The 11,560-nt window shown below is 47.5% G+C and carries 7 protein-coding genes; 3 read left to right on the top strand and 4 right to left on the bottom strand.

The features are described from left to right. Positions 1-13: 13 nt before the first annotated feature. Together murQ and QZ918_RS12935 are read right to left on the bottom strand one after the other, a co-directional pair. Entirely contained in the window at positions 14-928 is a 915-nt protein-coding gene (gene murQ / locus QZ918_RS12940; protein WP_293335551.1) for an N-acetylmuramic acid 6-phosphate etherase, read from the bottom strand. 172 nt (positions 929-1,100) lie between these two features. Next, positions 1,101-1,487 carry a DUF3110 domain-containing protein gene (locus tag QZ918_RS12935; protein ID WP_293157621.1) on the bottom strand — a complete coding sequence of 129 codons (387 nt, stop codon included), beginning with the start codon at positions 1,485-1,487 and terminating at the stop codon, positions 1,101-1,103. Positions 1,488-2,050: 563 nt separating this feature from the next. On the opposite strand from QZ918_RS12935, the gene QZ918_RS12930 reads away from it, so the two are divergent. The 3 genes from QZ918_RS12930 to QZ918_RS12920 all read left to right on the top strand — a co-directional run bounded on the left by QZ918_RS12930 (position 2,051) and on the right by QZ918_RS12920 (position 10,705). Then, a complete protein-coding gene (locus QZ918_RS12930; protein ID WP_293335548.1) occupies positions 2,051-8,743 on the top strand; it encodes a translocation/assembly module TamB domain-containing protein in 6,693 nt (2,230 codons plus the stop codon). A 395-nt stretch (positions 8,744-9,138) separates the two neighbouring features. After that, positions 9,139-9,504: a hypothetical protein gene (locus QZ918_RS12925; protein WP_293157615.1), complete on the top strand. Its 366-nt coding sequence runs from the start codon at positions 9,139-9,141 to the stop codon at positions 9,502-9,504. Positions 9,505-9,646: 142 nt separating this feature from the next. Beyond that, positions 9,647-10,705 (top strand): Rpn family recombination-promoting nuclease/putative transposase, encoded by a 1,059-nt coding sequence (locus QZ918_RS12920; RefSeq protein WP_293335545.1) that lies wholly within the window; start codon positions 9,647-9,649, stop codon positions 10,703-10,705. Positions 10,706-10,781: 76 nt separating this feature from the next. Here QZ918_RS12920 and QZ918_RS12915 read toward each other — a convergent pair whose 3' ends face one another. Beyond that, positions 10,782-11,279, bottom strand: coding sequence for a DUF2243 domain-containing protein (locus tag QZ918_RS12915; protein ID WP_293335542.1), 498 nt, complete (start codon positions 11,277-11,279; stop codon positions 10,782-10,784). Between the two features lie 18 nt (positions 11,280-11,297). Continuing rightward, a complete protein-coding gene (locus QZ918_RS12910) occupies positions 11,298-11,435 on the bottom strand; it encodes a hypothetical protein (RefSeq protein WP_293335539.1) in 138 nt (45 codons plus the stop codon). Positions 11,436-11,560: the final 125 nt, after the last annotated feature.

Here is an 11,560-nt window from a genome sequence, read left to right as displayed (position 1 = left end):
CAACTGTCAACTGTCAACTGTTTAATGATGCTACAGCCGATCGCAAATTGCCTTTAAATTCGCCTAAAATTCGATCGCACTCTTCCCTCTCCAAACCAGTCCAGTGCATCATCAAAGCCAGCTTGACAGACTTGCCACTTTTTTCTAACAAAAAACCCGCTTCATCCCGGCCCAAATCAGTTAAATCCTGCAACATCCGCACCGCCCGATCGCGCAATTTCTTGTTAGTCACCGCCACATCAACCATCCGATTGCCGTAAACCTTCCCCAGCTTCACCATTACGCCAGTCGAAAGAATATTCAAAGCCATTTTGGTCACAGTACCAGCTTTCAAGCGCGTCGATCCTGCGACTATCTCCGGGCCAACCAACAACCGAATATCCACATCAGCCTCAAAATTCACCTGTTCCACGGGTACGCAGGCGATAAACACTGTTTTCGCCCCCCGCTGGCGCGCCGCTTGCAAAGCCCCCGCTACAAAGGGCGTTGTACCCCCAGCCGTAATCCCGACAACCACATCGAGATTGTTAATGTGACGGTGGGCGATCGACTCAGCGCCATCTTCAGCCCGATCTTCCAAATCCTCGGAACTCCGCACCAAAGCCCCTGCACCCCCGGCTATTATACCCTGTACGAGTTCTGGCGGGGTACAGAAGGTGGGGGGACACTCGGCGGCATCGAGTACCCCCAAACGCCCGGAAGTGCCCGCACCGACGTAAAATAGGCGGCCTCCTTGACGCAGGGATTCGGCGCCGATGTCGATCGCGCGGGCTAACTCTTCGCGGGCACGGGCGATCGCATTTAAGGTTTGGGCGTCTTCTTTGTTGAACAAGTCCACCAATTCGATCGAGCTAAGTTGGTCTAAATTCGCGCTGTTGGCATTCACCTGTTCCGTCAGCAGATGCCCCCGTTCTTCCAAATTCTTCATTTTTTACAATTTATTTAAGTCTACTAATGACTACCAATTACTGACTGCTGACTGCTGCCAACTGCCCACTGATTGCTAAGAGGGCGGGCACGGGGGCACCGCCCCTACCAATGCCCAATGCCCTGTTTGCCCAATGCCCTGTTTGCCCAATGCCCTGTTTGCCCACTGACTATTACAAAAGTCCTTCGAGTCGGCGACGCATAGAATCGAGTTCGTCTTGGGAAACCTCAGAATCTGACTCTGGCTGTGACTCCGGTTCCGACTGCCCCTGGGCCTGCCACTGAGTCTGTGTTACATTGTCTTCTGGCGGAATCGCTAGCGCGCCCGCCGGCACCAGTTCCCAATCATAATCAACACTGTCGCAGAACTCCTTAATTTCCTCATCGTCGATCGCCTCGACAGCGGGTTCGGGAAAATCCTGAGCTTCCAACATCACGCCAAAGCGTGTGGCGTCGTCTTCTGACTCAAACATCAGAACTTTGTTGCGATCGCCGAGTTGAATGGTGTGAATTCCCTCATTCTCGGTGCGGGCATTGAAGAGTAAGACGAACACTCGCATAAGTTTTAAAGACCTTCTTAACCACCGTTTTTTTATCTTAGAAGCGATCGGGCGATTTTAGATTTTAGATTTTAGATTGACTGTCGGTTGTAGGATGTGTGGCGATTTTAGATTAAGTTTGGTAAAGATTTCTGGAGTCTGTGCGACATGGGAGGGGGTGAATATTGAAGTTTGATTGTACGATCGGCACTTTCGATCTCAGTTGTGAGTCTAGCAAAGACAGAAAGCCTCCGTCAGCATCCCAGAATTTTTCAGCTCTACTGCATTTAAATTGTATATTGCAATTCTAGACCAAAACTCGTCAAATCCTCTCCCTGTCCCCCTCTCCCCCTCTCCCTATCTCCCTATCTCCCTATCTCTCCCCCAACTGTCAACTGTCAACTGTTGAACCCCTCTCCCCCAACTGTCAACTGTCAACTGTTGAACCCCTCTCCCCCAACTGTCAACTGTCAACTGTCAACTGTCAACTGTTGAACCCAACTGTCAACTGTCAACTGTTGAACCCCCTCTCAAACCGGCTGATTTCCTCAATTCCTGAATTCTCACAACCTTGAGAAATAAGCATGACTAACTCGGACGATGACAAAAAACAACTCGCACCCCGTTCTGGGCGCCACTGGTGGCGTATCTTGCTGCTTAGCGGTACGGGAGTGGGCATTCTCGGCGTGGTTGGGGCGGTGGCCGCACGGGAGTGGGTGCAGAAAAAGTTAGCTCCTTTGGTGGCCTCTGAGGTCAGTCAGACGCTGAAGCGGCCGGTGCAAATCGGACGTTTGGAGCGATTTTCTCCGATCGGTTTGCGGTTTGGTCGATCGACAGTACCTGCAACTGCGATCGATCCAGATTACGCTTCAACAGAAGCAGTGGAAGTGAAATTTTCAATTTGGCCGCTGCTGTTCAACCGCACTCTCAAGTTAGATATTACCTTAGTTAAGCCTAGTGCTTATATCGAACAGGATGCGGAAGGTCGCTGGGTTAATATTCCCACCCAAGACAAAAAACCTGCGGGTTTATTTAAAACGGAAATTGAAGCAATTCGAGTTGAAAATGCCGGTGCAGTTTTAGTGCCTAGTCCCGCAGTCGGAAAAAAAACTTCGGCTCCGATTTCCGTAACTCTCAAAAATGGCAGCGCTTTATTTCGCGAGCAAAATCAGCGCGTTCTCTACGAACTTAACGGTCAGTTTACCAATAATGACAATTTTGCAGTCAAAGCCGACTCTCTATTGCCTGCGGCTCAAACTAACGTGCTACTGCAATCGCAAAACTTACCTTTTTCCGACATCGCTCGCTTGCTGAAAATTTCCGGAATTTCTCTACAAAAAGGTCTGGCAAATAGCAATTTAACTGTGCAAGTGCGAGACAATAAATTATCTGGAATTACAGGAACGGCGAGTTTTGCCGGAGTGCAAGCAAGTATCAAACCGCTGAAACAGATTATCCAAAATGGTAGCGGTCAATTGCGGTTTCAGGGAACTAATTTAATTGTCGATAGTCTCACAGGTAATTACGGTCTAATTCCGGTTCAAATAGCCGGAACAGTTGCCACTGGAACTAATTTCAATACCGAACAAGCGAGTTTCAATCTGATAACTAACGTGCAACCGGTAGCCGTAGCAAGTGTGGTGAATGCGGTGGAAGCAGAGTTAGGGCAGAAAGTTGTATTGCCGATCGCACTTGCGGGGGAAGTGAAGGCGGATGCTAAGCTGACTGGAACCGTTGCAAATCCAGCGATCTCAGGTACGATCGCCTCGACAAAACCCGCTACGGTCGATCGCCTGCAATTGAACAATGTTAGCACTAACTTTAAATTGGAACGCGGGAGAACAGCTCAAACTCCAACGCCGAATTCTCCACCGCCAACTGTGCCTTTGTCATCCTTAGCTTTGACATTGAGCGATATCTTAGTTGTGCCGGCGGCGGGCGGTAAAATTGGTGGGAAAGGTGAAGTTGATATAACGTTGGGAAGTGAGAATTCGCGATCGGGTTTGGTGTTCGATTTGCAAGCGGAAAATCTGCCCGCAGATGCGATCGCCCAAATTTACGCTCTCCCGATTCCTGCTGCTGTTAAAATTGGTAGTGTTACCGCCAAAGCTCAAGTTTTCGGGCCGTTAAATAATATCCAAGCTAGAGCTAAATGGCAAGCACCACAAGGGACTTTTCCGGCTAGCGGCGAAATTCGCGCCGGAGGTAATACGGCGGATTTGCAAAATACCGTTGTCAAAATTGGCGATGCTACGGTGAATGTGGATGCGGCGATCCAAGACCGTCAGTGGGAAGCTATAATCAAGGGCGATCGCGTGGCATTGAAAAGTTTGCAGCCGCTGATTCCCGGCCTTAATTTACCTCCTGAATTAGCAGGTTTGTTCAGCGGCACCGCCGAAGTTGCGGGAACTCTGGACGATTTGAGTTTAAATGGTATTTATGCTAGCGGCAAAGGAACGCTGAATCTTGCTGATAGTATTGTTGATGTTAATGGCAAACTGGAATCAGGCCGCTGGCAAGCTTCTGGCAAAACCGAAAAAGTTGCCATCAATCGCTTACTTGATATTGGCTTGCCATTTTTGGCGATCGCAAATTCTGCCAATCTCGACAATCTAAAATCCAAAATCCAAAATCTAAAATCTCTGGGCGGACAGCTAGCAGGAGAATTTCAAGCTGCGGGAAATGTTGACAATTTAACCGCTAGCGGCATCAATCTAAGTACAAATGGCAAACTCAATATTGCCGACAGCAGTGTCAATCTCAAAGGAGAATTGACAGACGGAAACTGGCAAGTAACCGCAGAAACCGATCGCACTTCTATCAGTCGCCTGGTAGATTTAACACTACCATTTTTAGATGTGGCTTCTGCATTCAATCCCGAAAACCCGCAATCTGCCAATCTGAAATCTAAAATCCAAAATCTCAAATCAATCGACGGCCAGTTATCGAGTCAATTTACAGCTTCTGGAAGTCTGGAAAATTTGACAGCTAGCGCAATTAATGTCAGCGGTAGCGGCAAACTAAATCTGGGCGGCAATAATGTCAATTTTAAAGGAGAATTGGCACGGGGAAACTGGCAGGGAACCGCAGAAACAGATCGCACTTCGATCGCCAGCCTGGTAAATTTAGGATTGCCGCTGTTAGATGCAGCCTCGGCTTTTAATCCCGAAAATCAACAACAATATAGCAATCTCAGATCCAAAATCCAAAATCTCAAATCGCTTGACGGCCAAATATCAAATCAAATTCAAGCGGCGGGAAGTCTTGACAAATCAGCCGATATAGCAGTTAACAGCAGTGGCAAACTGAATATTGCCGACGGTACAGTTGATTTTAAGGCAAAATTAGACGATCGCAATTGGGAAACTGTCGCGGATCTCGATCGAGTTATTCTCAGCCGCCTAGAACAAACAGTTCGCAATCTGCAACTATTTACCCTCACGGCGACTTTGCCTAAAGGATTTGACGGCAGAGTTAACGGGCAATACCAAGCAGCGGGAAGTTTGGATAATTTGACAGCAAAAGGAATTCGTGCTAGCGGGGAAGGACAGATTTTGGTCGATCGACTCGGGGCGATCGATACTGCGGCAAAATTGGAAAACGGCAACTTAGAAGCATCGCTGGCAACCAACGGAGTTACAGTTAGCAACTTAGAACAAACCCTCAAACAAACAGGTTTGCTGACAACCAATTTACCGCGAGAAATTGCTGGAACCCTCGACGGGAAACTCCGAATTGTCGGAAATACAGATAATCTCACCGCCAACGGCATCACCGCCAACGGCGACGGACAAATTCGACTCGCCAACGGCGGCGGAATTGTCAACGCCAAAGGCAGCGCGCAATCCGGGAATTGGCGCGCGTCAATCGAAGGCGACCAAATTGCCCTAAGTCGTTTCCAGAAAGCCTTTGAAGCCCAGCGCCAAAGCTTGCAAGCCAACGGTTTAGTCTCCCAAGCCCAAAATCTTCCCTTACTGCGGGGACTATTTAACGGGAATGTCAATTTATCCGGCCCGATTGGGGCGGGCACGGGGGCACGGGCGGGCACGGGGGCACGGGCGGGCACGGGGGCACGGGCGGGCACGGGGGCACCGCCCCTACAGAATGTTCGCGCCGGCGGCAGTTTCCGCATCTCGGAATTGCCGTTTCTCAAACAACCTTTTGATGCCATATTTAACTGGGATGGCAAACGGATAGAAGTAGAACAAGCTGCAACTCGCGGTTTGACAGCCAGCGGATTTGTCGGCGTTGAGTTGGCTGGGAAAGGATTACCGTCAATTTCCAATCTAGATTTGGATGTAAAACTCTCCAACTTTAACCTGGAAGCCTTACCAGCAGAACAGTTGGCATTTTTGACACCCATGGGTGCCAAAAAGTCTTCAGAGAAAAATCAGCCTGTCCGCGGCAATGTCGATTTCACGGGGCGCCTCACCGGAACATTGGCCGCCCTGAGTTTAGTTGGCGACGTGGAAGTGCGGAATTTAGCAGTAAATGAAGTCGCTTTTGACTCGGTACTGGCGGGGAAAGTGACTGCGAGTTCCGATAAAAGTGTAGATTTGCGTTTGGCCGGCCCCCAAGACAAAATCGAAGTCGCTTTAAATCAGTCGTTTTTGCCGACATCATTCTTAGTTAAACGCGGGGAATCGGTAGCTCGCGGCCAAGCTGAGGGCGAAACTTTGCGAGTCAATTTAAGCGATTTCCCCCTGGCTGCTTTGAATCTCTCACCGGGAAAAGAGGCAGGTTTGGGGCCGATAACCGGTACTGTTTCGGGACAAGTCAACGTGCCCGGTTGGAAGATGCCGTTAAATCCCGCGACTTGGCAAGCCAACGGACAAATTGCGATCGCCCAACCGGCGATCGGCTACATTAAAGGTGACAGTTTCCAAGCCGAATTCAGCTATGCTAACGGCAGCGCCACTCTGACAAACGGCATCTTCCGCCAAGGTACAGGTCAATACTTAATTTCCGGCAACGTCAAAGCAGGGGCAAATCCCGAATTTGCCGGAAAAGTTAACATCCAGCAGGGGAATTTGCAGCAAGTTTTAGCCGCTTTGCAGTATTTCAATTTAGGAGATTTCGCGAGAGGCTTAAAACCTCCCGTTTACGGTAACAGCGGTGACGTGCAAACTGTCGGAGTCGGCGAACCGGAAGCCCCGCTAATCGAACAGTTGCGCCGCTTGGCAGAAATCGAAGTAATCTTGCAGCAGCAGCAAGCTGTGAAATCAGCGGAAAAATTGCCCGCCTTATCTCAATTGCAGGGAACTTTTGGAGGCGAAATTGCAGTCGCAGGTTCTCTCCGAACAGGCGTGCAAGCTCAATTTAACGTCAAAGGCGATAATTGGCAGTGGGGAAAATATGTCGCCGAACAGTTTAGCATTGAAGGCAGTTTTCAGGACGGGATTTTAACCGTGTTGCCGCTAGAAATTCGATCGGGCAAAAGTGCGATCGGATTTTCGGGACAACTCGGACAGAAAGCGCAATCCGGGCAGTTGCGGATTGAAAATCTACCCGTAGAAGAGTTAGCAAAATTAATCGAATTGCCCTTTGTAGACGTAACCGGAAACTTAAATTTGCGGGCAAACCTAGCCGGAAGTTTAGAAAATCCGCAAGCCACCGGCGAATTAAGTTTGCTGGAGGGAACGCTAAACGGAGAACCGATTAAAAAAGCCGACAGCAGTTTCAGTTATAGCAACGCCCGCCTCAATTTTGGAGGCAGCGCTTTGGTAACTCAAACCGAACCAATTGAAGTACAGGGAAGTTTGCCCTTCGAGTTACCCTTTGCTGCGGTAAAACCCGACAACAATCTAATAGACTTCAGGGCGAATTTGCAGAATGAAGGATTAGCAATTATTAATGTCTTAACTCCCCAAATCGCCTGGGTGAATGGCAAAGGACAGGTGCAAATTCGCGTCGGAGGGACGCTGCAACAGCCTGTGGCGGAAGGAATTGCGAATTTTGAAAATGCAACCGTCCGGGCGCGGGCTTTCCCAGAACCAATTACAGGGCTGACTGGGGCAGTGCGTTTTGAGGGCGATCGCATTCGAGTAGAACAAATTCGGGGACAATTAAGTAAAGGGGAAGTTGTCGCCCAGGGCGTGATTCCATTGTCTGTGCCCTTTGCCGAGGGCGATGTCGATGCAGCGACTCCTTTGGCTGTCAATCTAGATAAATTGGCATTGAATCTTAGAGGATTGTATCGCGGTGGCGCAGTCGGTCAAGTCCAAGCAACAGGTACAGCTTTGCGGCCGCAGTTGAGCGGTAAAATTGAACTGTACGACGGCGAAGTATTTCTCCCCAGCGCGGGCGGCGGCGGAACTCGGTTAGCTTCTTCTTCCCCTTCCCCTTCCCCTTCCGATTCCAATTCTCCTTCAACATCTTCTGCTTCCGATTCTCCTCCGACATCTTCCCCTTCCTTTGAAATTGGATTAAATGATTTGGGGCTCAAATTAGGGCGGGGAGTGCGGGTAACGAGTGCGCCGATATTAAATTTTCAGGCGACAGGCGCTTTGACGGTGAATGGAACCTTAGACGATATTCGCCCTGCGGGTACAATTCGGTTGACTTCGGGCGCCGTAAATTTGTTTACAACACAGTTTAAACTTGACAAAGGATATCCACAAACAGCTACCTTTGTACCAACACAAGGACTCGATCCGACATTGGATGTAAGATTAGCAACGTCAGTACAAGAAGTATCGCGGTTTCGCACTCCGGGAACATCTGTCGCGTCGGAAATAGCCGACGAACCGACAAGTTTCGGCAGCGTGCGGAGTGTCCGAATTCAAGCATTAGTCAAGGGTAAAGCCTCCCAGTTGGCCGAAAATATCGAGTTGAGGAGTTCTCCAGGGCGATCGTCCACAGAGATTGTAGCGCTACTAGGCGGCAGTTTCGTGCAAACATTAGGACAAGGAGATAGTACACTGGCGATCGCCAATTTAGCAGGTGCAGGATTATTCAACAACCTGCAATCCGTGATTACCAACGCCACCGGATTGAGCGAATTTAGGTTATTTCCGACACGAATTAGAGGAAACGAAGGACAAACAGCCAGTTCTAGTTCGAGTTCAGGGGGCGGTGCAGGTTCCCTCGGTATAGGCCTAGAAGTCGGGGCCGATATCACCCGCAATCTTTCAGCATCAATCATTCGAGTATTGTCAGCAAATCAGCCAACAGAATTCAACGTGCGGTATCGTTTAAACGACAAAATATTGCTCAGAGGTTCAACCAACTTCCAAGGAGACAATCGCGTCACCGCCGAATACGAATTGAGATTTTAGGCAATTGGTTCGTAGTGAGGACTTTAGTCCTTCTTCCCGAGGACTTGCATTCCCAACAATCAAACCATTGTACAGATAATTGACAGAGCAATTGGTTCGTAGTGAGGACTTTAGTCCTTCTTCCAAAGGACAGAGCAATTGGTTCGTAGTGAGGACTTTAGTCCTTCTTCCAAAGGACTTGCATTCCCAACAATCAAACCCTCGTACAAATAATTGACAGAGCATAATATCAGGTCAAAAACTGTAACAAAGATTTTGTAAACTAGGGACACAAACGGATATTACAAATTCCCAAATTCCCAATGCCCAATTCCGCATTAATTTGCTATAATATAAATAGCAAAACCAAAACGGTACTGCAAACCCCGCACACAAGGTTATAGGAGTTAAGTCAAATGGCAAACAAACTCCAAGTGAAAACACAGTCAATCGGCTACAGCGACTTATACTGGAACCGATTTAGTCCGAGAGTAGCGACTATCAGCAGCATCCGCAACGCCAACCACTGGGACGGCGGATTTATCACCTACATTGCATATCCCACAAAAGTAGAAGCCACAGCAGCAATGAAACACTTGCTACTGAATCAAAAAGCTGCGGATGTGGATATGCGGAAAGCCAAGCGGATGAAAGCAAAAGGCATTCGGTGGGAACTAAAAATTCGGGGTTTAGCTTTTAATGAAGTGTTGAAACTGGCAACAATGGATATAACTGGAAAGCTAGTTATGTCACCTGTAACAACTACTCAAGCCACAGGCTGATAGCTGCATACCTAGGATAGGTTGGGTAGAGACCACAAAACCCAACCCTTCCAATATTTATCAATACCCATCTTCTCTCTTTTCTCTTCCTCTGTGTCCTCAGCGCCCTCTGCGGTTAATAAAAAACACTCCTATAAAATATATGCGTTTCATCAGCCCCAAAACAGACTTTGCGTTCAAAAAAATATTCGCTTCTTCCGAACATCCAGAAATTTTAATCAGCTTCCTAAATGCAATGCTGTATAACGGAGAACCCACAATCGAAGAAATAGAAATAATTGACCCTTATTCAGCCGGAAGCGTCACAGGATTAAAAGACACCTACCTGGATGTCAAAGCCAAGATTACCGGAAACAAAACCGTAATAGTCGAAATGCAGGTACTCAACGTCGCCGCCTTTGAAAAACGAGTCGTGTACAACGCAGCCAAAACCTATTCAACTCAACTCAAAGCCGGAGAAGGTTATTTAAGATTAAAACCAGTCATTGCCTTAACCATCACCGACTTCATCTTATTTGAAAACACCGAAAAACTAATTTCGCACTTTGAATTCACAGAAACCGAAGAGAAATTCGTCTATCCCAACTGCGAAATCAAATTAGTGTTTGTCGAGTTACCGAAATTCAAAAAAGAATTGAATGAACTCGAAACCCTGCCAGAAAAATGGATTTACTTCATGAAAAACGCCCCCTCATTGGAAGTAGTGCCAGAGACATTAGGGTCAGTTGAAGAGATTAATACCGCGATGGGAATTGCCAACCGAGCAAATTTGACCCTCGACGAATTAAATGATGTAGATAAGCGAGAAATGTTTATCCAAGACCAACTAGGTTCTGTAACAAAAGGGATAGAAATTGGTATCCAAAGGGGAATACAACAGGGAATACAACAGGGAATACAACAGGGAATACAACAGGGAATACAACAAGGAATCGAACAAGGAATCGAACAAGGAATCGAACAAGGAATCGAACAAGGAATCGAACAAGGAATCGAACAAGGAATCGAAAGGGGTAGAATTGAAGGGGAAATAGGATTAATTATGCGTCAGATTGTGCGGCGGGTGGGTGATGTTACACTGGAAGTTCAAACTCGCATCCAGGGGTTATCTGCCGAACAGTTAGATGATTTGGGAGAGGCTTTGTTGGATTTTAGGAGTCAGGAAGATTTGCTCGCGTGGTTGGATTCTGCGGTTGGATGAGTTGATGAGTTAAAAAGAGAGTCGGGGATTTTTAACGCCGATTTGTATAATTCGCAATCTCTGCATTCATTTAAACTTAACTATCTGCGACAACTTCTCTCTGTACCAGCATCCAACCTAAGAGTGCTAAAATAAGACCGATCGCCAAAAATCCCAAATCCCAAGCTAACTCGTTAATACCTGGCTTGACGTGGTGGATTCCCAAAATTTGATGGTCAACAATGCCTTCTACAAAGTCAAACAATCCAGCACCAATTAATATGGAACCTAAAAAAGTTTGAGTTGACAAAGGAACATCTTTGTGATTGACAGCCCGCCACAAACAAAAGATTCCCGCCACTGTTACCAACCAATCCGCAGCGTGAAAAAGTCCGTCTCCGATGGTATTCAATTCTAATCCGGCAACGTTAGAATCGGTTTTAACGCTGCTAAACATATGATGCCACTGAAAGAGTTGGTGCAGCACAATGCCGTCAAAAAACCCGGATAGACCGATACCGAGGAGAATTCCTGCGATAATTAGAGGTCGGCGGTTGTTAATATGGGTAGCGGGTGAGTTTGTGCGATCGTTCAAGGGAAAACCTCAGATGCTTTAACTGCTGAGCGTCAGTCTGTCAAAGGATTGACCAGTACATTTTTTAGTTTTGCTGGCGAGTACGGGCGATCGCATCATCCGCGAGAGAGATTTCTGCCCTGTGGTGGAGGCGGGTTTATTTAGATTGTTATTCACAGATATAGCAATCCTAAATCATTTTCTATGTATCGGTAGTATAGGTGTACTGATTGATTTTGGGGAAATTAAATTTATGTTCCTTGGTGAAAAACTCAAACAAAAATTTGACGATTTTAAAAGAC

Source organism: Microcoleus sp. CAWBG58, from assembly GCF_020883045.1.
In the GTDB taxonomy this organism is placed as follows: Bacteria; Cyanobacteriota; Cyanobacteriia; order Cyanobacteriales; family Microcoleaceae; genus Microcoleus.
This window is presented reverse-complemented; position numbering and strand designations above follow the sequence as displayed.